This is a genomic window from Pseudomonas pseudonitroreducens, assembly GCF_021603645.1.
In the GTDB taxonomy this organism is placed as follows: domain Bacteria; phylum Pseudomonadota; class Gammaproteobacteria; order Pseudomonadales; family Pseudomonadaceae; genus Pseudomonas; species Pseudomonas pseudonitroreducens.
On sequence record NZ_BQHJ01000001.1, the window covers coordinates 738,639 to 763,629 of the forward strand.

18 protein-coding genes are annotated in these 24,991 nt (G+C 66.6%); 4 read left to right on the forward strand and 14 right to left on the reverse strand.

What is annotated here, in order from left to right; translation table 11 throughout:
* Window positions 1-110: 110 nt before the first annotated feature.
* From aceF to L6D89_RS03465, 3 genes are all read right to left on the reverse strand, one after another.
* Complete coding sequence (gene aceF, locus L6D89_RS03455) at window positions 111-2,051, reverse strand: dihydrolipoyllysine-residue acetyltransferase (protein ID WP_236198739.1); 1,941 nt, start codon at window positions 2,049-2,051, stop codon at window positions 111-113.
* 11 nt (window positions 2,052-2,062) lie between these two features.
* On the reverse strand, window positions 2,063-4,711 hold the full coding sequence (gene aceE / locus L6D89_RS03460) for a pyruvate dehydrogenase (acetyl-transferring), homodimeric type (RefSeq protein WP_236198740.1): 2,649 nt from the start codon (window positions 4,709-4,711) through the stop codon (window positions 2,063-2,065).
* A gap of 177 nt (window positions 4,712-4,888) precedes the next feature.
* Window positions 4,889-5,875 (reverse strand): sensor domain-containing diguanylate cyclase, encoded by a 987-nt coding sequence (locus tag L6D89_RS03465; RefSeq protein ID WP_236198741.1) that lies wholly within the window; start codon window positions 5,873-5,875, stop codon window positions 4,889-4,891.
* A 340-nt stretch (window positions 5,876-6,215) separates the two neighbouring features.
* On the opposite strand from L6D89_RS03465, the gene pmrG reads away from it, so the two are divergent.
* Window positions 6,216-6,812, forward strand: a complete 597-nt coding sequence (gene pmrG, locus L6D89_RS03470) for a lipopolysaccharide core heptose(II)-phosphate phosphatase PmrG (RefSeq protein ID WP_236170704.1) — start codon at window positions 6,216-6,218, stop codon at window positions 6,810-6,812.
* On the opposite strand, the gene L6D89_RS03475 is transcribed toward pmrG, so the two are convergent.
* The 3 genes from L6D89_RS03475 to L6D89_RS03485 form a co-directional block, all read right to left on the reverse strand.
* Window positions 6,799-7,371, reverse strand: a complete 573-nt coding sequence (locus L6D89_RS03475; RefSeq protein ID WP_236198742.1) for a COG3904 family protein — start codon at window positions 7,369-7,371, stop codon at window positions 6,799-6,801. The genes pmrG and L6D89_RS03475 overlap by 14 nt on opposite strands.
* An 83-nt stretch (window positions 7,372-7,454) precedes the next feature.
* Entirely contained in the window at window positions 7,455-8,051 is a 597-nt protein-coding gene (locus tag L6D89_RS03480; RefSeq protein ID WP_236198743.1) for an NADPH-dependent FMN reductase, read from the reverse strand.
* On the reverse strand, window positions 8,048-8,905 hold the full coding sequence (locus L6D89_RS03485) for a sterol desaturase family protein (RefSeq protein ID WP_236198744.1): 858 nt from the start codon (window positions 8,903-8,905) through the stop codon (window positions 8,048-8,050). The genes L6D89_RS03480 and L6D89_RS03485 overlap by 4 nt, the downstream gene beginning before the upstream one ends.
* 67 nt (window positions 8,906-8,972) lie before the next feature.
* Here L6D89_RS03485 and L6D89_RS03490 point away from each other — a divergent pair, with 67 nt between their 5' ends.
* Window positions 8,973-9,944, forward strand: coding sequence for an AraC family transcriptional regulator ligand-binding domain-containing protein (locus L6D89_RS03490; RefSeq protein ID WP_236198745.1), 972 nt, complete (start codon window positions 8,973-8,975; stop codon window positions 9,942-9,944).
* Between the two features lie 436 nt (window positions 9,945-10,380).
* On the opposite strand, the gene L6D89_RS03495 is transcribed toward L6D89_RS03490, so the two are convergent.
* A complete protein-coding gene (locus L6D89_RS03495) occupies window positions 10,381-10,761 on the reverse strand; it encodes an NUDIX hydrolase (RefSeq protein WP_236198746.1) in 381 nt (126 codons plus the stop codon).
* A gap of 363 nt (window positions 10,762-11,124) precedes the next feature.
* Here L6D89_RS03495 and ycaC point away from each other — a divergent pair, with 363 nt between their 5' ends.
* Window positions 11,125-11,751: an isochorismate family cysteine hydrolase YcaC gene (gene ycaC / locus L6D89_RS03500; RefSeq protein ID WP_205336358.1), complete on the forward strand. Its 627-nt coding sequence runs from the start codon at window positions 11,125-11,127 to the stop codon at window positions 11,749-11,751.
* A 41-nt stretch (window positions 11,752-11,792) separates the two neighbouring features.
* Here ycaC and L6D89_RS03505 read toward each other — a convergent pair whose 3' ends face one another.
* The 3 genes from L6D89_RS03505 to L6D89_RS03515 form a co-directional block, all read right to left on the reverse strand.
* Window positions 11,793-12,287 (reverse strand): hypothetical protein, encoded by a 495-nt coding sequence (locus L6D89_RS03505; protein ID WP_236198747.1) that lies wholly within the window; start codon window positions 12,285-12,287, stop codon window positions 11,793-11,795.
* Entirely contained in the window at window positions 12,284-12,565 is a 282-nt protein-coding gene (locus tag L6D89_RS03510; RefSeq protein WP_236170698.1) for a hypothetical protein, read from the reverse strand. The genes L6D89_RS03505 and L6D89_RS03510 overlap by 4 nt, the downstream gene beginning before the upstream one ends.
* A gap of 657 nt (window positions 12,566-13,222) precedes the next feature.
* Window positions 13,223-14,509: an OprD family porin gene (locus L6D89_RS03515; RefSeq protein ID WP_236198748.1), complete on the reverse strand. Its 1,287-nt coding sequence runs from the start codon at window positions 14,507-14,509 to the stop codon at window positions 13,223-13,225.
* A gap of 191 nt (window positions 14,510-14,700) precedes the next feature.
* On the opposite strand from L6D89_RS03515, the gene L6D89_RS03520 reads away from it, so the two are divergent.
* A complete protein-coding gene (locus tag L6D89_RS03520) occupies window positions 14,701-14,952 on the forward strand; it encodes a DUF6021 family protein (protein WP_236198749.1) in 252 nt (83 codons plus the stop codon).
* A gap of 9 nt (window positions 14,953-14,961) precedes the next feature.
* On the opposite strand, the gene L6D89_RS03525 is transcribed toward L6D89_RS03520, so the two are convergent.
* From L6D89_RS03525 to L6D89_RS03540, 4 genes are read right to left on the reverse strand one after another with little or no spacing between them, the layout of a single operon-like run.
* A complete protein-coding gene (locus L6D89_RS03525) occupies window positions 14,962-15,528 on the reverse strand; it encodes a hypothetical protein (protein WP_236198750.1) in 567 nt (188 codons plus the stop codon).
* Window positions 15,529-15,541: 13 nt separating this feature from the next.
* Entirely contained in the window at window positions 15,542-16,177 is a 636-nt protein-coding gene (locus tag L6D89_RS03530; RefSeq protein WP_236170694.1) for a hypothetical protein, read from the reverse strand.
* Entirely contained in the window at window positions 16,174-24,423 is an 8,250-nt protein-coding gene (locus tag L6D89_RS03535) for a hemagglutinin repeat-containing protein (RefSeq protein WP_236198751.1), read from the reverse strand. Before L6D89_RS03535 ends, L6D89_RS03530 begins: the two co-directional genes overlap by 4 nt.
* Before the next feature lie 43 nt (window positions 24,424-24,466).
* The gene (locus L6D89_RS03540) at window positions 24,467-24,985 is read right to left on the reverse strand and encodes a toxin-activating lysine-acyltransferase (RefSeq protein ID WP_236198752.1); all 519 of its coding nucleotides are present in this window, start codon (window positions 24,983-24,985) and stop codon (window positions 24,467-24,469) included.
* Between the last annotated feature and the right edge of the window lie 6 nt (window positions 24,986-24,991).

Here is a 24,991-nt window from a genome sequence, read left to right on the forward strand (position 1 = left end):
CAGCCGGCACGGTCGGCTCCCTCTCCCTCTGGGAGAGGGCTGGGGTGAGGGAAATTCGGCGGCACGGACCTCTCCGAAGAGGACGCTTGCTCCTAACAGGTGTGTTCCGGTTACAGCAACAGACTGCGAATATCCCCCAGCACCTCTCCCAGCCGCCGAGTGAACCGCGCCGCTGCCGCACCGTTGATCACCCGGTGGTCATAGGACAGCGACAGCGGCAGCATCAGCCGTGGCTGGAAGGCCTTGCCGTCCCACACCGGCTGCATCGTCGCTTTGCTCACGCCGAGGATCGCCACTTCCGGCGCATTGACGATGGGCGTGAAGCCCGTGCCGCCGATATGCCCGAGGCTGGAGATGGTGAAGCAGGCGCCCTGCATCGCGTCGGCGGAGAGCTTCTTGGTGCGTGCCTTTTCCGCCAGTTCGGCGGCCTCCAGGGCAAGCTGCAGCAGCCCCTTGCTGTCGACGTCGCGGATCACCGGCACCAGCAGGCCATCCGGCGTGTCCACGGCGAAGCCGATGTGCACGTACTTCTTGCGGATCAGCGCCTTGCCGCTGGGCGCCAGCGAGCTGTTGAAGTCCGGCAGCTCGCGCAGCAGGTGGGCGCAGGCCTTGAGCAGGATCGGCAGGATGGTCAGCTTGGTCCCGGCCTTTTCCGCCGCCGCCTTCTGCGCGATGCGGAAGGCTTCCGCCTCGGTGATGTCGGCGGACTCGAACTGCGTCACGTGGGGCACATTCAGCCAACTGCGGTGCAGGTTGGCGGCGCCGACTTGCATCAGGCGGGTCATCGCTACTTCTTCGATTTCGCCGAACTTGCTGAAGTCGATTTCCGGAATCGGCGGAATCCCTGCGCCGCCAGTCGCTCCCGCTGAGGCGCCAGACTTGCTCCGTTGCAGTTGCTCCTTCACGAACAACTGCACGTCCTCCTTGAGGATGCGGCCCTTGGGTCCGCTGCCCTTCACTTCGGCCAGGTCGACGCCAAATTCGCGGGCGAGCATGCGCACAGCGGGGCCTGCATGGACCTTGCTGCCGTCGCGGCTCGGCGCGCCGACGGGCGCGGCTGCCGGTGCCTTGGGTTGCTCGGCTTTTGCACTGGGCGCTGGAGCGGGTTGCTCGGCGCTCTGCGCAGGAGCGGGCGCGGCGCTACCGGCGACTTCCAGTTCGAGGATCTCATCGCCTTCCTTGAGCGTGTCGCCGATCTTCACCTTGATGGCTTTCACCACGCCGGCCCTGGGCGCGGGAATCTCCATGCTGGCCTTGTCGGATTCCAGGGTCAGCAGGCTCTGGTCGGCCTCGATGGAGTCGCCCACCTTGACCATCAGTTCGATGACGTTGCCCTGGCCATTGCCGATATCCGGCACGCGGACGGTCTCGATGCCGCCACCTCCGCTGACTCCGCCGGAGGCTGGTGCTGGCGCCGGCGCAGCGGCCGGCTGCTGTTGCGCTGGAGCCGCAGCGGCCGGAGCACTGGCCGCCTGTGCGCTGCCCTCGGTTTCCAGCTCGAGGATGTCGTCACCTTCCTTGAGCGTGTCGCCGATCTTCACCTTGATCGCCTTCACCACGCCGGCCCTGGGCGCAGGAATCTCCATGCTGGCCTTGTCGGATTCCAGGGTCAGCAGGCTCTGGTCGGCCTCGATGCGGTCGCCGACCTTGACCATCAGTTCGATGATCTCGCCCTGGCCGTTGCCGATGTCCGGCACCTTGATGGTTTCCACGCCACCACCTCCCGCGGGCGCGGGTTGCGGGGCTGGTGCGGCGGCGGGTTTGGGCGGCTCAGCGGCAGGTTTGGCGGGCTCTTCGGCCTTGGCCGCGGTGGCGCTACCTTCGGCCTCCAGTTCGAGAATCTCGTCGCCTTCCTTGAGGGTGTCGCCGACCTTCACCTTGATGGCCTTCACCACGCCCGCCCTCGGCGCGGGGATTTCCATGCTGGCCTTGTCCGATTCCAGGGTCAGCAGGCTCTGCTCGGCCTCGATGCGGTCGCCGACCTTGACCAGCAGTTCGATGACTTCGCCCTCGCCGTTGCCGATGTCGGGTACGCGTATTGTCTCGCTCACGGTGCCTCTCCTCAGCAGTCCAGCGGGTTGGGTTTTTCCGGATCGAGACCGAACTTGGCGATGGCTTCCGCCACCACTTTCGGCTCGATGTCGCCGCGATCGGCCAGCGCCTCCAGCGCGGCAAGCACCACCCAATGGCGGTCCACCTCGAAGAAGTGGCGCAGCCTGGCGCGGGTGTCGCTGCGGCCGAAGCCGTCGGTGCCCAGCACCTTGTATTCCTTGGTTGGCACCCACTGGCGAATCTGTTCGGCGTAGACCTTCATGTAGTCGGTGGACGCCACCACCGGCCCGCGCCGCCCTCCCAGGCACTGCTCGACGTAGCTGGGCCGAGGCTTCTGCCCCGGGTGCAGGCGATTCCAGCGCTCCACGGCCAGGCCGTCACGGCGCAGTTCGTTGAAGCTGGGGACGGACCAGATGTCCGCGCCTATGCCGAAGTCTTCGCGGAGGATTTTCGCCGCCGCTTCCACCTCGCGCAGGATGGTGCCCGAGCCGAGCAGCTGGACGTGGTGCGCGGCGCCGCGCTTGTCCTCGTCGAGCAGGTACATGCCCTTGATGATGCCTTCCTCGGCGCCCTTGGGCAGGGGCGGGTGGGGGTAGTTCTCGTTCATCACGGTGATGTAGTAGAAGACGTCCTGCTGTTCTTCCATCATCTGCCGCACACCTTCGCGGATGATCACCGCCAGCTCGTAGGAGTAGGTCGGGTCGTAGGTGCGGCAGTTGGGGATGACCGATGCCAGCACGTGGCTGTGGCCGTCCTCGTGCTGCAGGCCCTCGCCGTTGAGCGTGGTGCGCCCGGCGGTGCCGCCGAGCAGGAAGCCGCGGGTGAGGCTGTCGCCGGCCGCCCAGGCGAGGTCGCCGATGCGCTGGAAGCCGAACATCGAATAGAAGATGTAGAACGGCAGCATCGGCTGGCGGTAGTTGCTGTACGCGGTGCCGGCGGCGATGAACGACGACATGGCGCCGGCCTCGGTGATGCCTTCCTCGAGAATCTGGCCCTTCTTGTCCTCGCGGTAGAACATCAGCTGTTCCTTGTCGACCGGCTCGTACAGCTGGCCTACCGAGGAGTAGATGCCGAGCTGGCGGAACATGCCTTCCATGCCGAAGGTGCGGGCCTCGTCGGGGATGATCGGGACGATGCGCTGGCCCAGCTCCTTGTCCTTGACCAGCTGCGAGATGATCCGCACGAAGGCCATGGTGGTGGAGATTTCACGGTCGCCCGAACCCTCCAGCAGCGCCTTGAGCGTTTCCAGCGGCGGCGCCGGGATGGCCTGGCTGTTGCCGTGGCGCTGGGGCATGAAGCCGCCAAGCGAGGCGCGGCGTTCCTTCAGGTAGCGCGCTTCGGCGCTGCCTTCGTCGGGGCGGTAGAAGGGCAGCTTGGGCAGGTCGGCGTCCTTGATCGGGATGTCGAAACGGTCGCGGAAGGCGCGCAGGCTCTCGACATCGATCTCGTGGATGTTGTGGGCGATGTTCTTCGCCTCGCCGGTGCCGGTGCCGTAGCCCTTGATGGTCTTGGCCAGCACTACGCTGGGTTGGCCCTTGTGGTTCACCGCCGCATGGTAGGCGGCGTAGACCTTGTACGGATCGTGGCCGCCGCGGTTGAGCTTCCAGACTTCCTCGTCGGAGAGGTCCTTGACCATCTCCAACAGTTCCGGCCGTGTGCCGAAGAAGTGTTCGCGGACGAACGCACCGTCCTTGGCCTTGTAGTTCTGGTAATCGCCGTCGACTGCCTCGTCCATCCGCGCCTGCAGCAGGCCGGCGGTGTCCTTGGCGAACAGCGGATCCCAGAAGCGCCCCCAGATCACCTTGATCACGTTCCAGTTGGCGCCGCGGAACACGCCTTCGAGTTCCTGGATGATCTTGCCGTTGCCGCGCACTGGGCCGTCCAGGCGCTGCAGGTTGCAGTTGACCACGAAGATCAGGTTGTCGAGCTTCTCGCGCCCGGCCAGGGAAATAGCGCCGAGGGATTCCGGCTCGTCGGTTTCGCCGTCGCCAAGGAAGCACCAGACCTTCTGCTTGCCGGCGGGGATGAAGCCACGGCTCTCCAGGTACTTCATGAAACGCGCCTGGTAGATCGCCTGGATCGGCCCCAGGCCCATGGATACCGTGGGGAACTGCCAGAAGTGCGGCATCAGCCGTGGGTGCGGGTAGGAGGAGATGCCCTTGCCATCGACTTCCTGGCGGAAGTTTTCCAGTTGCTGATCGCTGAGCAGGCCCTCGATGTAGGCGCGCGCGTAGATGCCCGGCGAGGCGTGGCCCTGGAAGTAGATCAGGTCGCCGGCGTGTTCCTCGGTGGGGCCGTTGAAGAAGTAGTTGAAGCCGATGTCGTAGAGGGTCGCCGAGGAGGCGAAGGTGGAGATGTGCCCACCCAGCGACGGGTCCTTGTGGTTGGCGCGCATCACCATGGCCAGTGCGTTCCAGCGCACCAGCGAACGGATGCGACGCTCCATGAACAGGTCGCCCGGCATGCGGGCCTCATGGCCCACCGGGATGGTGTTGCGGTAGGGCGTGGTGATGGCGTAGGGCAGTTGCGTGCCGGTGCGGCTGGCCAGCTCGCCAAGGCGAGTCATCAGGTAATGGGCGCGGTCTTCGCCTTCTTTCTCCAGTACGGATTCCAACGCGTCCAGCCATTCCTGGGTTTCGACGGGGTCGATGTCGTGCATGGTCAGGGGTCCTGGTTACGGGGTCGGCTCTACGCAATGCCGGCTCCGGGCCAGGTGTTCCAAGGGGTTGGCGCAACGGTCGGCGGCCCTTGTGAGGCCACCGCGCTGCCGCCGGCACGCGCGTGTGGCTATAGAGCTTAGACAGCTCTGGCGCAGGCGTCGGGCCGCTTGGTCGAGTCAGGTCGTCGCAGGAGCCTCTGGCGCATCGCGCCGCAAATCATCCCCGCGGTTCCACTGCCCCGCCATCAGCCGGTCGCGCCCGGCCTGCTTGGCCTGATAGAGCAGGCGGTCCACCGCCGCGACGAAGTCCAGCGGACGGTCGCTGGAGGCGGGCACGGCGGTGCCGACGCCGAGGCTGATGGTCAGCAGGGTGGAGGCGGCGGACTTCTCATGGCTGATCTGCTGCTCGCGCAGCACACTGCGGCACCGCTCGGCGATCTGCCGGGCGGCCTCGCTGTCGGTTTCCGGCAGCACCAGCACGAACTCCTCGCCGCCGAAGCGCGCGATGAAGTCCCGTGGGCGGTGCAGGCTGCCGGCCAGGGCCTTGCCTACGGTGCGCAGGCAGTCGTCACCCTGGATATGCCCGTAGTGATCGTTGAACTGCTTGAAGTAGTCGATATCCAGCAGTACCAGCGAAAGCGGCTGGCCGCTGCGCTGGGCGCTGCCCCATTCGGTGTCCAGCACCGAATCGAACATGCGCCGGTTGGCCACGCCGGTCAGGCCGTCCTTGTAGGAGTACTCCTCCAGCTGGCGCTGCAGCATGATCAGTTGCTCTTCGGCGCGCTTGCGCTCGCTGATGTCGAACATGAAGCCGACCAGCGAATCCACTTCGCCGTTGTCGTCGCGCACCACGTGCACCACGTCGCGGATCCACACGTAATCGCCCGTCGAGGTGAGGGCGCGGTAATCCGCCTCGTGGTCGGTGCCCTCGCGGGACTGCGACACGCAGAAGTTCACCACGCGCTCGCGGTCTTCCGGGTGCATGCGTTCGGCCCAGTCGTTGGCGCTGACCCAACTGGCCTGGCTCCAGCCCAGCAGGTCTTCGATCTGCGGGCCGATGTAGGCGAAGGTCATGGATCGCCAGTCGATCTTCCAGGGAATGGCGCGGGTGGATTCGAGGAGGGTCTGGTAGACGGGGTTTTCCGGGGCGGCGTCGTACGGCATGGCGGCGGCTCGCTGATGGCACTGTGCCTTGTTCTACCACAGCGCGATGTCTGAAAACCGTTCGATTGCGCCAGTTGGCGCTGTGAAAGCGGCGGGGCGACAGACGGTCATTTCTGACAGAGACGGATTCTTCAGCAATTCATAACGGCTTCTTCACGAAACCGGGGATAGGGTTTGATCGCCCGCCATCTGACAACCCCGCAGTGCGATGGTCATCCCAGGGAAGGGTCGGGCCTCCCTCCGTCACGGAGGGAAAGGATGCGGACCTCTTCTCTGCAGTACGGCCGAACTCATGCCCATCCCAAAGCTTTTCAGTTCCCTGTCCCGCGGTTGGCTGTCCTTGCTGGCAATCCTTCCGGTGATCGCCTTGCTCAGTGGCTTCCTGCCGCTGGATTTCTCACGGCCGACACCCCTGGTCGGTGACGTCCAGCGCCAGGCCGAATTGCGTGCCCACTGGCAGAACGGCGACCTGATCGTCCTGGTACGCCACGCCGAACGCTGCGACCGCTCCAGCGCTCCGTGCATGGCCGACCTCAGTGGCATCACCGTGCGTGGCGGGCAGAGCGCCCATGAGATCGGCCAGGACTTCGCCGCGCTGGGCCTGGCCAATGCGGACATCCTCAGCAGCAACCAGCTGCGCGCCGTGCAGACCGCGTCTTCGATGTTCGGCCGGACGCCGACGGAGCAGCCCTGGTTGTACAAATGTGAAGGCTCGATGCTGGACCAGGCGCTGCAGCACAAGATCGCCCACCGCAATCTGATCCTGGTGACCCACAGCGAGTGCATCGAGGACCTGGAGCATTCGGTGAGCGTGGACGACCCGGCGACCCCGGACTACACCTCGACGCTCTTCGTGCTCAGTGAAGCGGACAAGAGCCCGCGCCTGCTCGGCTACCTCGACGCCGACCAGTGGCCGCTCGACGTCAGCGGGCGCTGATCTGGCTGGGCGTGACGCCCAGGCGGTAGCGCTGCAGTTCCTGCGGAGTCAGTACGCGCATGCGCTGCGGATCGATGCTCTGCATGGTATCGGCCAGTTCCAGTGGAATATCCATGTCGCGGAAATAGGTGCGGGCGTTGTAGCTGCCCGCGGCCTGGGACGAGTCGCCGGCCGGGAAGTAGGGGCGATGCAGGCCCACGTAGCCGCGCACCGTGCGCTGTTTGCCGGCGGCCAGCAGGTAGACGCACGAGCCCTGGCAGACGCTGTTGGTCGGTACCAGGGTCTCGAAGCCCGACTCGCGGAGCAGGCGGCCCATCTTGATCGACTCGGCGGCGCTGCCACCGATGCTGTCGAGCAGGGCCACCTTGCGGGCGAACTTGCCGGGGTTGGCCAACAGCCCCTTGAACAGCCGCTCGTAGTCGCCCGGAGCGATGTCCTCGCTGATCCGCACCGCCAGCACTTCGCCGACCTTGGAATGCTTCACCGGCTTCACCTCGACCTGGGCGAAGGTCAGGCTGGAAAACAGCGCAGTGGAGCAGAGTAGGGCGGCGCGAAGCATCGGAGGGCGAATCCTTTCGAAGTTTTTCTGGGAAGGCGCTGAAGATACCTTGAAGCGCCTTCCCGCGCACCCTCCCGGATTCGTCACATGCCGTTGGCGTAGGCCGGGTTGAGCAGATCGATACGCTCGCGCACCCCGCGCAACGCGCCAGCGTACTGGCAGAGCATGTGCAGTGCCCAGTCGGCGCGTTCGCGCAGGCGCTGGTCATCCTCATCGCTCGGCGGGCCGTCGTTGAGCATGCTCTCCACCCGGCGCACCAGCAGTTGCTCCGGCAGGTAGGCGATGCGGCTGTTCTTGTAGCTGGAGGCGCGCAGCTCCGCCAGCGGGTAGGCGCCGCCAAGGCCCGCGGAGACGCCCACCGGCAGCGCCGGCTTGTGCCCCAGCTCGCGCAACCCGGCATAGAGGAAGAAGTTCTTCAGCGCCGGGCAGGCCATGCCGTGCCATTCCGGAGCGATCACCACCAGTGCGTCGGCCTCGCGCAGCAGCTCGCGGTGCTGCGGCCAGAGCTCCTGCGTATCCGTGGCCGGCCACAGCGGCAGCGGCGTGGCACCCAGGTCGATGACCTGGGCCCAACCGCACAGCGCCAGGCTTTCCAGGCGACCGGCGAGGTAACGGGCGACCTTCGCCGACTGGCTGTGCAACTGGCTGGAGCCGGCGACCAGCACGATATTCGGGCTCATCGGGCCACCTCCGCCGCGCCGTCCTCGGCTGCGGCTGGCGCGCGGGTCCGTACCAGCGGCCAGAACACCTCCTCCTGCCAGCTCACCGGTGCCAGGTCCTCGATGCCGTAGGTTTGCGGACGGCGCCGGGTGATCTTCGCCGTACCGAACAGCACGTCCCAGAAGAACAGCAGGTTGCCGAAGTTGCCCTTGTAGTTCGTCACCCCGTCGTCGGCGTTCAGGCCGTGGTGCGCGGAATGGGTGGCCGGCGTCGAGATGGTCCGCTCCAGCAGCCACATCAGCGGGCGCAGGGCGCGGATGCGGTAGAGCCTGTCGTCCCAGGCGAGGTTGCTGTGGGCGCCGAAGATCACGCACATCTTCAGGATCAGGTAGACGAAGTAGACATTCGCCAGGCCCATGTGGATCAGCGCCCCGGAGAACCAGATGCCCGGCATCAGCAGGTAATAGAAGCTGTTGTTGCGGTAGACGATGCGGATGCTCATGTAGGGTGCCGAATGATGGGCGCGGTGCAAGGCATAGAGCACCGGTACGCGGTGCGCCAGGCGGTGCCACCAGTACTGGGTCAGGTCGTCGAACAGCAGGAACAGCGCGAAGCCCGCCAGCCACGGGATGCCTGCCAGGGAGCCGGCGGCGGCCGGGAAGGCCAGGTCGAGCAGGGCGCCGCTGGCCCACATCACCAGCGGAAAGGTCAGCCCCAGCAGCAGGCTGGAGCCGAAAATCTCGATCAGCACATCGCGGCGCTGGCCACGGGGTTGGCGGAAGGTGGCGCAGGCCAGTTCGAGAAGGATGAAGGCGAGGAAGATTCCCGCCACGATCACGGTCGGATTATCGAGGAGCATTGTTGTTGTAGTCATGGCACTCTCGGTTCGGGTCCAATGGGACAAGGCGTGCCCATCAGAACCCAGGACCGAACGGCAACCCATGCGCGAAACGGACAGAAACATCCGAGAAGTGGCCAATCCTGTGGCGCAGCGATACCACCGCGGGCCGCTCGGCCAGGTGCTGGAACGTTACCTGAGCAGCCATCGCGCGCGCCGCCACAGCGATTACAGCCTGATCGAACTGGAGCAGCTGTGGCTCGAAGCGGCGAGCCTGGAGCCGGCCATCGGCCTGCAGCTGTTCGGCCAGTTCACCCCACAGGACTGGCATGTGATCGCCCACCTCGCGCAGTTCTGCGCCGACGTGCGCCAGGCCGTGCTCTGCTGGGTGCGTTACGCCCCGTTGGCGGCCGATACCGACACCTTCCGCCTGCTCGAGGACGGCGACAGCGTCGCCGTCGAGCTGATCATCGACGCCCCCGAACCGCTGAGCCGTTATCTGCTGGAGCACTACAGCGTGATGGCGATGACGCAATTGCGCCGCGCGACCGGTTGCTCCATCACGCCAGTACGCGCCTGCTTCAGCCATGCCCGGCCCGAGTACCACACGCAGTACCGGGCGTGGTTCGGCGAGCGCATCGAGTTCGGCAGCCGCTGCAACCGGCTGTACTTCGACGCGCCGACGCTCGCCCTGCCCCTGCTGGGGCGGCATGCCGGCCTGGTGGAACTGCTCACGATGGAACTCGACCGCCGGCTTGCCCGTTTGCGCCAACTCAGTGGCTGGGCGGCCAGCGCGGCCGGTATCGCCCGGCGCATGCTCGAACGCGGCGAAGTCCCTGCCCTGGAAGCCATTGCCGAGCAGTTGCACCAGAGCCCGCGCACCTTGCGCAGGCGCTTGGCGGAGCAGGGCATGGGCTTTCGCGAATTGCTCGATCAGGTGCGCAAGGAACTGGAACAACACCTGGAGTTGCAGGGGGAAAGCCGCACGCGCATCGCCGAACGCCTGGGCTACGGTGACCTTGCCGCCTACCTGAACGCGCGCAAGCGCTGGAGTGCCTCAGGCACCGAACAGTAAGGCAGGCCCTCCGAACCGAACGGCCTGACGGCAACGCCACGTTGCCCTAGTAGGAGCGAGCTTGCTCGCGAGCAACCAGACACCGGCATCGAGAGGGTTCGCGAGCAAGCTCGCTCCTACAGCAATCTACGCAGCCATGGTCACTTGGTAAGAGTCGAACGCGACAGCGTGGTCCGCCGGGGGCGCCGGGAAGGGAACAGTGCCTCAGGCACCGAACAGTAAGGCAGGCCCTCCGAACCGAACGGCCTGACGGCGACGCCACGTTGCCCTTGCAGGAGCGAGCTTGCTCGCGAACAACCAGGCACCGGCATCGAGAGGGTTCGCGAGCAAGCTCGCTCCTACAGCAATCCATGCAGCCATGGTCACTTGGTAAGAGTCGAAGGCGCCTGCGTTGTCCGCCGTGCGCGCGGAGATGGAACAATGAAAAAGGCCGGCGTCAGCCGGCCTCTTTGCTCAGGCACGAACGCAACAGGCGCCGCACCGACTTGTTGATGTTGCGCTTGCTCGCTTCTTCCGGGGTGAACCAGCGGCAGTCGGCAATTTCGTTCAACGGCGTGGGTTGCTGCGTCGGGTCGACAGGCGTTTCGAACACGTAGTGCAGCGTCTGGTACAGCTCCAGCGGCGCCACGTAGTTCATCTGCTCGATGGCCAGCCCGGTTTCCTCGATCAGCTCGCGCGTGGCCGCCTGGCCGGGGCGCTCATCGGCTTCGATGCGGCCGCCGGGCAGGTTCCACTTGGACTTGGATTTGCGGACGAAGAGGATCTTGTCGTCCAGGCGGCAGATGACTGTCGCGCGCTCCTTAACGTTCTTGGCCATGGCGCTGACTCCCCCACACGCTTCCTACAGTTTTCAGCTTAGACATTTAGCGAATATTTCCATTGAGAAGAACTGGTTACGGCAATTATGTCGACGGATGGTAAGGATTTGTCGCTGGATAGGTCTGTAAGGGAAATCTGAAGACCTGATCGTCATCATCCTTTCTCCAAAATCCTCCACCGTGGACCGGTGGCCAGAGCCGAAGTGCGATGTTTTTGTACCGGCGTACCGGGTTCCATGGCCTACGCTTGATTCCTGCCATTGCGCCGAGTGGCGCGCGCGAACTGAGCGAGCACGCAGTACCGCTGACTCATCATCGGCCCGGCGCCCCGTGCCGGGTGACCTTCATCCAGAGGAAACGCCATGAGCAAGCCCTATGTCCGTCTCGACAAGTCCCAGGCCGCCGTGCTGCTGGTCGACCACCAGGCCGGTCTGCTTTCACTGGTCCGCGATATCGAACCGGACAAGTTCAAGAATAACGTCCTGGCGCTGGCCGACCTGGCCAAGTACTTCAAGCTGCCGACCATCCTCACCACCAGCTTCGAGAACGGCCCCAACGGCCCGCTGGTGCCCGAGCTGAAGGACCTGTTCCCCGACGCGCCCTACATCGCTCGCCCGGGCAACATCAACGCCTGGGACAACGAGGACTTCGTCAAGGCGGTGAAGGCCACCGGCAAGAAGCAACTGATCCTCGCTGGCGTCGTCACCGAGGTCTGCGTGGCGTTTCCGGCGCTGTCGGCGCTGGAAGAAGGCTTCGACGTGTTCGTCGTCGCCGATGCCTCGGGCACCTTCAACGAAGTCACCCGTGACGCCGCCTGGCGCCGCATGGAGGCGGCCGGCGCGCAGATGATGACCTGGTTCGGCGTGGCCTGTGAGCTGCACCGCGACTGGCGCAACGACATCGAAGGCCTCGCCGCGCTGTTCTCCAACCACATCCCCGATTACCGCAACCTGATCACCAGCTACAGCACGCTCACCGCCAAGAAGTGAGGCGCAGCTCGCCGGCCGGCCGAATCAGGCCGGCTGGCGAGTCAGGGCCGATAGCGATACTTGCGCAGGCCCGGGGTGATGCAGCGGGCGCCCAGCGTCCACTGCGGCACGCCGTGCCGCGCTTCCTGCAGCAGCTGGAAGAAGCGGATCAGGAAGCCCGTTTCGAAGCACTGCCGGGCAATGCCCACGCTGTGCTGCTGGCGTGCGCTGAAGAGCGCGTTCCAGGGCGCGGAGCGATCATCCGGTGCGAGGCTGTGTTGCGCCTCGAGCATGCCCGAGCGCAGCACATCGATATGCCGCGCCTGGGTTGGCGTCAGCGGAATGCGCCGGCAGTAGGGTGTTGCCGGAATTTCCCGGATATTGCTCAGCACCCGCAAGTGGGCCAGCCAGAAGCCATTCTCGAAGTGATCCTCCGCGCGGGCCAGCAGGGTCAGCAGGTAAGGGTCCTGGTATTGCCGCAGGAGCGGGCGCAGCGCGTCGATGGCGTGCAGGGCGGCGCTGTAGTGCTCGATGGCCGAGTCGGTGGTGGTATTCATCGTTCTGTCGGCCCCGCCTGGTAGCCGGGGCGTTCCAACGCCAACTCATAGAGCTGGCGGGCCTCGCTGGCCAGCGGAGCGAGGGCGGAGGCCAGGCGCGCGGTGGCCTGGACCAGTCCGCGGTCGCTGTCGTTCTGCATCAGCTGCAGCAGGTCTTCGACGGCGGTCATGCGCCGCAGTGCGGCTTCACGCAGGTGGGCGACGGGGGCCAGGGCGTTGATGAAGAGGACTTCTTCGCCGCATTGGCCGGTCAGGGGCACCGGGAGGAATTCACGCATGGGGCACCTCCACGGGGAGGGCTTGCGGCGAGGGAAGGTGGTGCGCGGGGGAGAAAGGGGGGTAGTTCATATCAGCCACTACTTGGTCTAAGGATCAAGAAGCCGCCAATCAACCTTCCTACGGGTAAAGAGAGGCGGACCGTGCAAGGGTAGGAATGCCGGGACCAAGAGACCGGTAGGCCGAAGCCTCCCTGCACGGCCGCCACAGAAGCACGAAGTTGCGGGCGGGATTGCACCTGCAATCGTGACTACGGAGCTACCGAACCTTGATCTCTATTTCCCGGGTTCCTACGCCCGACCGCGATGACGCTGCGGCGGAACAGAGGCTATGGACGGCGCTTGTAGGCCCGCAAGGCTAATGGCCCGTGGGACTTTTCGGTTGATGGCTGCGATGTAGTAGCAGGACATTGCCGACAGAATGAATCGGGTCTCATCCCTTTACCCATCACGTAGGACCGCAGGGGACTGTGCCCGCGATCGTTGTCCCTGACTGCAGCGGCATCACGGCGAAGCGCGAATGTAGGATGGCGTGGAGCGCAGCGATACCCATCAATGCCAACGCGTGCCGGGAGGGCGGCGGGATGCGGTTCGCGAGCAAGCTTGCTCCCACGGTTGGGCGCGGCCATGGGAATGGCCCGCGCCTGCAGTGAATCGGCCTCAGAGAATCGAGAAGTTGTAGCTCGCGATCAGCCGCACCTCGTCCACGTCCCGCGCCGACTGTTCGTAGTTGGTGCGGTAGGTGGCGTTGCGCAGGCGCAGGCTGAGGTCCTTGAAGGTGCCGGCCTGGATCACGTACTTGAACTCCACGTCGCGCTCCCATTCCTTGCCCTCGTCGCCATTGGCCAGGGCGATGTGGTCGCCGTTGACGTAGCGGGTCATGAAACTCAGGCCGGGCACGCCGACGCTGCGCAGGTCGAAGTCGTAGCGCAGTTGCCAGGAGCGCTCCCCGGCGTTGGCGAAGTCGTTCACCTGCACGTAGTTGGCGAGGTAGGGGTTGCTGCCGTCGAGGTAGGGCATGGAGCTGTCGCCGCTCATGCGCTGCCAGCCGGCGCTGAGAGTGTGGCCGCCCTGGGCGTAGGACAGCAGCAGGCTCAGCGCGCGGTTGTCGATCTCGCCGGCGCGGGCCGAGCCGTCGTCGTCGCTGTCGAACCAGCGCAGGTCGGCGCTGAGCTTGCCGGCGCCCACCGCCTGTTTGCCGACGATGCCGACGTAGCGCTGGTGATAGACGTTCTCCAGCCCGCCCTTGGCGTATTGCAGCAGCAGTTGGTCATTGACCTGATAGTCGGCCTGGTAGGCGTCGAAGCGGTTGCCGGTGGTGTCGCAGGCGTAGCGCTTGTTCTTGCAGTTCAGGCGCACGTCCTGGGCATCGCTGGAGTCGCGCGCGGTGTAGCGCTCCAGCCGTGTGGCGGTGAGCTTGAGGTGGGCGATTTCCTCGCTGGTCAGCTGCGCGCCGTGGAACATGTTGGGCAGCAGGCGGCCGTCGTTGTACTTGAGCAGCGGCATGTCCGGCAGCATCGCGCCGTACTTCAACTGGGTACGGGAGAGGCGCAGCTTGCCGGTGACGCCGGCCTTGGCGTACTGGTCTGCGGAATGGCGCGGGTCGTGGCCGCTGGCAGGCAACAGGCCGCTGTTGCTGTCGGCCGGGCTGGAGTCGAGCTTGACGCCGAGCATGGCCAGGGCGTCGACGCCGAAGCCGACGGTGCCCTCGGTGTAGCCCGACTGCAGATTGAGGATGAAGCCCTGCGCGGTCTCTTCGCGCTTGGAGGCGCCCTGCGGGTTGGAGGAGCTGCCATCGCGGAAGTCGCGGTTGAAGTAGAAGGTGCGTGATTCCAGGCGCGCGCTGCTGTCCTCCAGGAAGTCGGCACTGGCCGGGGCGGCAATGCCTCCGAGCAGGGCGAGGGCGCTCAGGCGGGTGAGCGGGCTGGAGGAGAGGGGCGAGGGCATGCGGTGACTCCGGAGCGCTAAAAAAGCGCGCGAAGGTGTCACAGATGGGCGGTCGGGTCTTTGCGACCATGGTCTAGATCGCGGGTTTCCCTGCGGCGGCGAGCGAAACCGGCCGGTGGTCGGTACGAGGCAAGCGCTCGGCAATGGCTGCGTAAACTGCCTTGTCACTGCCAGAGACGCAGGAGGTGATCATGAAACGCCATGTCCCCCTCAGCAAGCATCCCGTGGCTGCCAGCGAGCGCTGGTTGTTCGCGTCGGGCCAGGCGCCCGCCGATGGCTCGCACCACGTGGACCCCGACCTGGGGTTCGATCCGGATTCGCCGGACCTGGCCGACCCGCAGGTCGACCCGCCCCATCCGCCCCATGCTCCCGAAGACGGGCCGGACCCCGGCAACCAGCGGCGCGTACCGGATGACCGCTATCCGCCGTATTCGCAACCCTGAAGTCGGCGTTCAGAGCGCGTCGGAGGCCTTGCACAAGCCGGTGTCCTGCAGGCTGCCGCTGAGGTTGCGGCCATCGCCCAGGCGTACCAGCCGCGCCAGGCACTGGCCGCTCTCCATCAGCAACAGTTCATAGTCCTGCCCGGCTTCGGGGGTGAAGGTCATGGACTGCTGGCAACTGTACGAATAACCGCTGCTGACCATGCCCTGGCTCTGGAAGTTGACGGCGAAGGGCTGGTTCGCCGGGACATTCACTTCGCTGCTGACGAAGCCGCCCTGGCGCAGCTGTTCCGCCTGGCGGCTGGGCGGCATGCCCAGGCTCTGGCCGTTGCGGTTGGCGAATCCGGATTGCGCCACGGCGATCACACCGGCGCCTTCGCGGCGCCAGTCGATGCAGGCGCTGGCGGGGACGCCGCGGGCCATGCCGTTGGTGATCACCCGCAGGCGCGCCGTCTCGCTGCTTGCCGGGGTGGAGTAGGGCGTGGAGTAGGAGCGGACGTTGGCGAAATTGCCGCAGCCGCTCAGCAGCGCCGCGACAGCCAGCGAGCCAGTGACGTGGCGGAAGGTGGAGAGGAGCATCCTGGTTCCTGTTTCAAGGCTGCCCGGCGGCCTTGGGCGGCGCGCAGCAGTTCCGGGTATCGATGACCTTGCCACGGCAGGCGGGCAGGACCGGCGGGTTCTTGCATAGCAGGGCGTTGGCGGGCTGGTTGAAGTGAAAACCCTGATCGAGCATGCACAGCTGCGCCGCCGCGATGTCGTTGAGTAGCATCTCGTCGATGGGTTCGATGACCGTGGTATAGCCGCAGGCCTTCATCGCATCCTGCACGCCTTGGCTATCGGTGCCGGAATGCTCCCACTGCTCGTAGGCGGGACGACGTTTCACCGACGAAGGTTTCTGCGCAACGCCGGCTGCCTTGCAGGCGGGAAGCTGCGAGTGGATGTCGCAGTAAGTGTGGCGGCCCTGGTGGACGAAGCCCTTGCCGAGCATGCACTGCTCGCCACGGGCGTAGTCGTTGTTGGTGATGGTGGTGCTGTCGACGTGGGCGGAGTCCGGGAAACCGCAACCCAGCAGGGCATTGCGCACGCCCTGCCGGTCGACGCCGGGCTTGGCCCACAGCTCGTAGAGCGGCGGCGGCGGCTGGAACGGCCGCGCCTGGCTGCAGGCCGCCACGAGCAGGCAGGCGAGGAGGGGAACGAGACGAGCGCTGCCTTTGATCATCGCGCTCATGGCTGCTGCGGGTAGGTCTTCACGGGTGTCAGCTGCGGCACCTGGCCCGGCTTGTCCATCCAGAATTGCTGGCATTCCTTGTCGCCCGCTCCATAGCAGTTGTGCACGGTGTACTTGCCGCCGGCCACGTTCTTGATCTCCTTGAGCGTGTTGCTGTCTTCGGGGATGGTGCCGCCGGTGCCGGGGTTCCAGCCGATCCAGCCGCCCACCGGGTCGGTGTTGTGGTTCTGCAGTTGCAACACCATGGCGTTCTTCTGCTCGTCGCTCAGATCATCGCGATTCTGCAGCATCGCCAGCAGGTCGTCCGCCTTGGCGGCATTGTAGGCCGGGCCGTAGAAGTTGAGGGTGGTGTTGCTCAGGCTGCCGCTGGGGTCGGGCAGCCGTGCGATGGACTCCATGGCGTTGCCGGTGGTCATCGAGCCGCGGCTGTGGCCGTCGATGTGCAGGCCGGTCTCGCCATAGCGCAGCAGCGCGTCGCGGGTCTCGACGGTGGCGTTGGCCAGGCCCCAGAAGTCGTTCTCCAGGTATTTCTGGTAGCCGGCGATCAGCAGTTCGGAAACCGAGTTGCTGGCATCGGGGAACCAGATGAAGTACTGCGGGCCGTCAGAGGTGCTGTGCTGCGCCGCGTACTTGGCTGCGCCATTCTCGTCGTTGAAGATGCCGTTGTTGGCAATGTGCACGCGGCCATCGGCGCCCGGTTGCAGGTTGCTCTTCTCCTCCTCGGTCAGCTCGCGGCGCAGGGGAACGCCCTGGCCGTCGCGCCGCACGTTGCCATTTTCGTCGGTGAGAATGACGAACATCCGCGCCTTTTCCAGGAACATCTTGCGGTAGGCGTCGTCGGTGAACTGCACGGCCTGGCGGTAGGTTTCGTTCTTGATCGCCTGTTCCGCCTCGGCGGTGCGGCGCATCTCGTCGACGTCCTGGCGCTCGGCGGCGGTGTGCGCGTTGGCGGTGTCGCGGTTGAGGCCGGCGACGGTGTCCGCGCCGTTCTGCCCGGTGAGTTGCTGTTGCAGGGCGTCATCGGTGATGACCACGGTGCCGGCGCTGATGGCGCTGCGGGTGTCGCCGGAGGAGGAGCCCGAATCCTTGCCCGAATTCATCGCGCTGCCGACGATGGCCTTGCCGACACCGTACTTGCCCTGGGTGAGCATGTCGGAGCTGATGTTGATGCCGCTGCTGGTGGCCTTGGCGTCTGCCGCGTTGTGGATGTCCGCCTGGGTCAGGGTGCCGGTGCTCAGCTGGTTGCGCCCGGCCGCGATGGCGGCGTCGCTGCTGGCGATCAGGCCGCCCTTGAGGTCGGTGTTGCCGTTCACGCGGATGTCGAAGCCGCCGTCGCCGGCCTTGATCCCCGATTGCTCGGTGACGCTGGCGTAGTTGGAGTTCTGCTTGGCGGTGTTGCTGCTGACGCTGCCGCTGGAAGCGCCATAGCAGAACGGCGGGATGCACAGGCTGACGCCCACGCCCTTGCTCGACTGCTTGGCGTCGTAGGTGCTGGTGTCCTGCAGGCTCTCGATGCTCAGGTTGCCGCCGACATCGGCAGTGACCTGCGGTGCGCTGACCAGCGCGCCGCGCAGTTGGGTATCGCCACCGGACTGCAGGTTGACCTGGCGTCCGCCGTCGACGTGGGTGTTGCTCCACACTAGGTCCTTGCCGTCGGCGTTGCCACGGCTCTGCGAGGCGCCGGCGTTGATGGTGAAGCCGTTCTGCGTGCCGCCCACGGCGAAGCCGATGCCGATGCTGGCGCTGCTGCCCTTGCTGGTGCTGTGCTGCTCGACGGTGTTCTGCGCCGCGAGCAGGGCGATGTCGCCCTCGGCCTTGAGATTGGCGTCGCGCCCGGCGCTGATCTGGCTGCCCTGCACGGTGATGTCGCTGTCCTTGCCGGCGCCGCTGGCGACGATGTTCACATCACGCCCAGCGCTCACGCTGGAGCCGGCGGCGGTGCTGCCGCGCTGTTCGCTGCGGCTCTCGTTCTTGCTCGCGCCAATGGAGATGCTGATGTTGATGCCGCCAGCCTGGGCCGGGTTGGCCATGACCGCGGAGGCGGCGCCGGCGCCTTCCAGCGCGACGTTGGCCGCGGCCAGGGCCTTCATGCGGTTGTCGTCGGTGCGCTCGGCGGACTTCTTCATCTGCTGCGCGGTCTGCACGGCGCTGATGATCGGGTTGGTCAGGGTGACGGAAAGGCCGCTCTGCTTGAACTTGCTTTCCTGGGTGCTGAGGTGGGCGTTCTGCGCCTCGACAATGTCCACGCTGCGGCCTTCGATGTTCACATCACCGCTGGGCGCGCTGACCTTGCTGCCGACCTGGCGGTAAGCCTCGCCGGCCTTGATGTTGACGTTGCCGTTGATCGAGCCGACGGTGCTGGCGGCGGCGCTGTCGCCGTCGTCGGTGTTCTTCACCGACTGCTGCTGGCTGCCGATGGTGAAGCCGATACCGCCGCCGCTGAACAGGCCGCTCTTCTTCTCGTCGCGGCTGTGCTGCTCGTTGAGGTGGTCGGTGGCCGAGGCGATGGTCACGTTGCGGCCCGCCACCAGGGTGGTGTCGCCGTTGGAGACCACGTTGCTGCCTTCCACCTTGAGGTCGTTGCCGGCGCTGACGTAGGTGGTCTCGCCGCTGAAGGTGGTGCCCTGGGACAGGCGCTCGTCGACCGTGTCGCGGGTGACTATGGTCTTGGAGGAGAACCAGCCGGTCTTGCTCTTGACCTTGTGCGCCTCGTCGGCCATGGCGTTGTTCTGGCTGGCGGTGAGGTTGACGTCGTGGTCGGCGGAGGCCTGCACTGCACCCTGGTCGCTGGTCACGCTGGCGCCACGGGCGTTGAGGTCGTGGCCGGCGATCAGGCGCACGTCGCCCTGGCCCTGCACGCTGCTGCCCACCTCGCCGGCGCTGGATTCCTTGCGCCAGTTGCTGGAGTTCCAGGTCATGCTCTGCTGTTCCTGGACGGCCACGGTGCCGAGGTTGATGTCGTTGCCGGCGCCGAGGGTGGTCTTGCCGCCTGTGCCGCTGTTGACCACCTGGGCGGCGTTGAGGTTGAGGTTGCGCCCGGCGGTGGCGATCAGCTCGCCGGCCGGATCGGAGACGAACAGCCCGGCGACCCGCGATACGCGTGTGGCGCTGCCCTGGGCACTCTCGGTGTCGCGGGTGCTGGAGCTCAGGTTGATGTCGCGGCCGGCCACGGCGGTCAGGCTGTGGCTGGCGTCGATCAGGCCGCCAAGGTTGTTCAGGTCGCCGGCGGCTTTCACGCCGACATCGGTGCCAGTCAGGCGGCCACCGAGGTTCTGGATGTTCTGCGCGGTGATCGACAGCACGTTGCGGCCAGCGAGGGTGCCGCTGTTGACCAGGTCGTTCTGGATGTTCAGGTCGACGTTCTGCCCGGCCATCAGCGCGCCGGAGCCGTCGATGTCGCCCTGGCGCACGCGCACGTAAACCTGCGGCACCAGCGCGCGGGTCACGCTGCCGTCGGGCAGGGTGACGTCCTTGGCCACCAGCCAGACGATGTCGCTGGTGAGCTGCGCCATCTGCTCGGGACTCAGGGCGACGCCGGGCACCAGGTTCCAGGCCTGGGCGTAGGTCAGGCCGTTGTCGAGCAGGGCGCGGTACTGGGTTTCGTCGTTGCCGTAGCCGTCGAGGAAGCGCCGCCCGGTGAGCTGGGCGATCTGCTCGCGGATCAGTTTCTGCTCGTAGAAACCATCGCCCAGGCGCGTCAGGGTCAGGCCGGGGTCCAGCTTTAGGCGGTCGAGCATGTAGTCCGAGGACAGCCAGGCGCGGTAGTTGGTGAAGCGCGGGTCGCTCTCGATCAGGTAGCCGCTGGTGGCCTGCGGGTTGACGTGGAACAGGCTGTTGTCCGGCACGCGGGTGTCGATACCGCCGGTGCGGATGGTCTCTGCGACGCCGGCGTTGTTCTTGCTCTGCACCGCGGTAACTTCCAGCACCGGGCTGATCACCCGGCCATTACCGACGTTGACCTGGGCGGCGCCTGCGCCGGAGGCCGGCTGGTCGACGCGGCCGAGATTGAGGTCGCCGATCTGCGTGCCGCTGCCGACGTGGGCGGTGTTCTGCTCGTAGGCGCCGGGCTTGAGGAAAATGTCGACGATGCTGGCCGCCGGGTTGTAGGCGGCGCCATCGGCGCCCTGTTTGTCGCGGCCCTTCTTCTGGATGCGATAGAAGTGGGTGACCACGCCGCTCTCGGTGGTGGTGCGCACGCCGGGCGCCTCGGTGTTTTCCAGGTGGCCCAGGTTACCGCTGAGGGTGCCGCCGGCGATGATCCGGCTCTTGTCGTTGAGCGCGTCGGCAACGTCCAGGCGCATATTGCCGCCAGCGAGAATCTGCGCCGGATCGGAGCTGAGGATCTGCGTTTCGCGGGTCACGCGGGTGTAGCTGTAGAGGTTCCAGTCGTCACGGGTGCCTTCGGGGGTGACCAGGTGATCGACCTCGGAGTTGTAGACGGAAATCTGCTCCGGCTTGTAGCGGGTGGTGGAGCCGGTGAGCTGGTACTCGAGGATGCTTTCGCGGCTGAGTTCCACTTCCTGGGTACTGAAATGCTCGTTGGTGTTGCGCAGAACGGCGCTGGCGAGGCCCAGGTCGCCCAGGGCTTCGATGGTGGCGCTGGCGTTGCGGATTTCACTGGCGCTGCCGGTGGCGTGGCCAGCGCCGTCGAGGGCACCGCCGATGTAGAGGTCGCCGGCGCTGAAGAGCAGGGCATGCTCGCGGTTGAGCAGGCTGCCCACGCCAATGTCCAGGCGATTGCGCGCTGCGATTACGGCGGCCTTGCCGTCCTCCACGTCGTTGCGCAGGCTGCCGGCGGACACCGACAGCTGGTCGCCATAGATGCGCCCGCTGCCGAGGTTGTTCAGGGTGCCGGCGTTGACGCGGGTGGTCTGGCCGTCGAGCAGGCCGCGGTTGCTCAGGGTGCTGCTGGCGTCGACGGTCAGCTGGGTGGCGCTGAGTTCACCGGTGGCGCTGTTGTTCACGTCAGCGGCGCGGACTTTCAGCGCCTGCCCGGCCACCAGCCGGGCCTGGTTCTCCAGGTTGCCGGAGGTCTGCAGGTCGATGCTGCCGTTGGCCTGCAGCTGGCCGCTGTGCACGTAGCTGTCGCGCAGCTTCAGGCTGATGTCGCCCAGGCTCAGGGTCTTGCCGTCGCCGCCCAGGTTCCTGGCGTCGATGCTCAGCTTCTGCCCGGCGATCAGCTTGCCGTCGTGGTTGAGGATGCTGAGGGACTTGCTGGCCGCGCCGTCGAGGATGTTCAGGTCCTTGCTGGAACTGACCAGACCGCCGCTGTTGTCCAGTTGGCCGCTGCTGTTGAGGGTGAGGGTTTCGTCGGCGCGCACCGCGCCGGACTGGTTGTCGATCTGGCTGGCGCTGAGCGTCAGCGAATGGCCTTCGAGGCCCTGGTCGGTACCCAGGGTGTTGCGATTGTCGACGCTGCCCGCCGTGACCAGCAGTTTGCCGCCGGCGCGCAGCAGGCTGCCGGCGTTGTCCAGGCGGCCGTTGGCAAGGTCGAGCACGGCGTCGCCCAGGGTCTGCAGCTGCCCGCCACGATTGTCCAGGCCGCTGGCCTTGATGCGCACGTTGCCTTCGCTGGTCAGCAGGCCGCCGCGATTGTTGGCGATCTGCGCGCTGGTGAGGTCGAGATCGCCCTTGCCGCCGATGAAGCCGGCGCTGTTGTCCAGGTTGCCACTGGCGAGGATCACCCCGCCCTTGCCGAGCAGGCCGCCACTGGCGCCGGAGTCGGTGTTGCCAATGGATTGGCCGTGGGCGTCGATGCGCAGCAGGCCGCCGGCCTGGGCCAGGCCACCCTGGTTGTTCAGCGCGCCGGTCTGCAGCTCCACGCCGTCGGTGGCGATCAGCACGCCGTCCTGGTTGTCGAGGGTGGCGCGGTTGCTGTCGAGCTTGAGGTTGCCGGCGCTGATCAGGCCATTGCCGTTGAGCACGCCCTGGCCGGACAGGGTGATCTGCTGCTGGCCTTCGATGCGCCCGCGGCGGTTGTCCAGGGTGCCCCGGGTGGCGTCGACGGCCACGCTGCCGTCCACCGAGCCGAGGGTACCGCCCTGGTTGCTGATCGAGCCGCCACGGGCGCTCAGGGCGCCTTTGGCGGCGAGGGTGCCGCTGTCGTTGTTGAGCTTGCCGGCGCTGACGTCGAGCGTGCCGCTGGCGGTGACCTTGCCCTTGGCGTTGACCAGCTCGCCAGCCTCCAGGAGCGAGTTGCCGGTGGCGGCGAGGGTGCCGGAGGTGTTGTCCAGCTTGCTCTTGACCTTGGCCTGGAGGTCGCCCCCGGCAGCCTGGACCGTGCCGGACTGGTTCAGCAGGCTGCCGGCGTCCAGCTGCACGCCGCCGTTGCCGGCGAGGGTGCCGCCGCTGTTGTCCAGCAGGCCGCTGGTGCTGACGCGCAGGGTGCCGGCGCCGGTCTGGAGGATTTCGCCCTGGCGGTTGGACAGCGATGCGGCGTCGATGCTGATCTGCCGCGCGACCGTGCTGGCGCCGTCGAGCAAGGCGTCGTTCAGGCTGGCCTGCAGCTGGCCGTTGCTGGCGATGGAGCCGTTGCGGCCATCGACGGAATTCGCGCTGATCTTCAAGGTGCCGCTGCCGGCGTGTTCGACCTTGCCTCGGCGGTTGTCCAGGTTCAGGGCGCCGAGGGTCAGGTTGGTGGCGTTGCTGGCGATACGGCCGTCGCTGTTGTCCAGGGTGCCGGGGAGGGCGAGGGTCATGTCGCCGTTGCCGGTCTGGATGATCTCGCCCTTGCGGTTGGACAGGTCGTGGGCCTGCAGCTGCACGCTGCTGCCGGCCAGCCTGGCCGAATCGGAGGTCAGCTTCTGCGCGATGTTCGCTGCAAGGAGATTGCCGGCGTCCAGCGTCGCTCCGCTCAGGTCGGCATTGGCGGTGGCGCTCAGGCGAATGTTCTGGGCGCTGGCCTGGCCCTGTTTGAGGTCAAGGTCGGCGCCGGCGATCTCGAGGTCGCCACCGGCGAGGGTGGCGCCCTGGCTCTTCACCTGCCGCGCGGCCTTGATGTCGAGCCGGCCGCTGCTGCCGATGCTGCCGTCCGCCTGCACGCCGGCGGCCAGGGTGGCCTGGCTGTCGTTGACGATGCCATTGGCGTTCAGGCTGACGTTCTGCTGCGCCGCGGCGATGCCGCTGTTGCGGATGTCGCCGCGGCTGCTCAGGGCGCTGTCGCCTTTGGCGTAGAGCGAGCCGCTGTTGTCGATGCCGCCGTTGCTGTCCAGGCGCACATTGGCAGTGGCGTTGATCTGGCCGCTGTTGCCGATGCGCCCGTCGGCGCTGATCACCACGTCGCCGGCGCTGGCGCCGATCTGCCCGGCGTTGCGCACGCCGACGCCGGATTCGGTGCCCACCAGCATGATCTTGCCGGCGTACATGCCGCCGAGCTGGGCGACGTCGATGGCCACCGAGGGCTTCTCGCCGTTGCCTTCGATGGGCCGTGCGCTGCTGTTGTCGGCGTTGACCTGGTTGGCCCCGGCGGTGACGCGCAGGTCCTTGGCCCAGACGCCGGCGTTGACCTCCACGGAGCGCGCGATCACGTCGGTGAAGTCGGTCTGGCTGGCGTCCAGGCCCTTGCCGGTGATGGCGATGCGGCCACCGCGCACTTCGTAGCCCTGCAACTGGCCGTCGACGATCTGCGCGGTGCCGGTGGTGAGGGTGGCGCGGTTGGCATTGATGAAACCGCAGCCGTCGCAGGCGATCCCTGCCGGGTTGGCGATCACCACCTGGGCGCGGTCGCCGGCCACCTCGACGTAGCCGCGCAGCTGGCTGGGGTTGCTGCCGTTGACCTCGTTGAGGATCACCCGCGCGGTGCCGTTGGCCAGGTTCTGGTTGCCGTCGATCCAGCCGCCGAGCTGGGTCTGCACGCTGTTGCGCGAGTTGTTGAGGATCGCGCCTTGCTGGTTCACGTCGAACTGGCTGTAGGTGTTGCGCGAGACGCCGGCGGCGCTGGGCGTCTGGATGTTCACCTGGGGCACGCCGTTGGCGGAATTGATCACACCCGGCTGCTGGCCGGGCGGCGCGCCATGGTCGGCGACGATGTCGGCATGGGCCAGCGGGGCGGCCAGGCTGATCAGCCCAAGCGTCGCCATCAGGGCGAAGCGCAACGGGCGCAGGCTGACCAGCAACGAGCCGGCGCACGCGCTCTGCGGGCCGTCAGTGGTGCCGGGCGCCTTGCTGGCGCTGCTGACGTTCTCGGCGACGACCATCAGTTGGCCGCGGGCCTTGTTGAAGACGATGCGGTAGAGGTGCTTGTTCATACAAATCCCTTTGTCGGTTCAGGGCGCAGGCCGCGGGGCGCGCTCAGAGCTGGATGGCCAGCGGGTGGTCGGAGAACCATGCGCGCGCTTCGGCGGGCATGACCGCGACACCCTGGAACTTCTTGATCCTCAGGCCGCGTTGTTCGCCACGGTGGTACAGCGCCCGGCCGCAGCGGTTGGCGAAGAAGTGCCGCTGCAGGACGCGCGACACCGGGACGGAGTGGCCGAACGGCGCCACCCAGTCGTTGAACCAGATGCGCTCGCCGCTGTTCCAGTCGGCGGCCGGCATGCAGATGGCCGGCTGGCTCAGGTAGCGCGCCTCGGCTTCCAGGCTCAGGTTGCTGAAGGCGACGTAGAACACCGGGCGGCCGTTCTGCCGGCCGAGGATGAACTGCCGATGGCTGATCGCCGGCAGCAGCAGGGCATTGAGCGCGTGCAGCGGGATGTCGCGGTGGGACGCCGAGTGCAGCCACAGCCAGACCGCCGAGCCCAGCGCCTCGGCTTCGCTCCAGGGCTCGTCGAAGAAGCCCGGCGCGGTGATGTCGAATCCGTCGATATGCATGGGCGC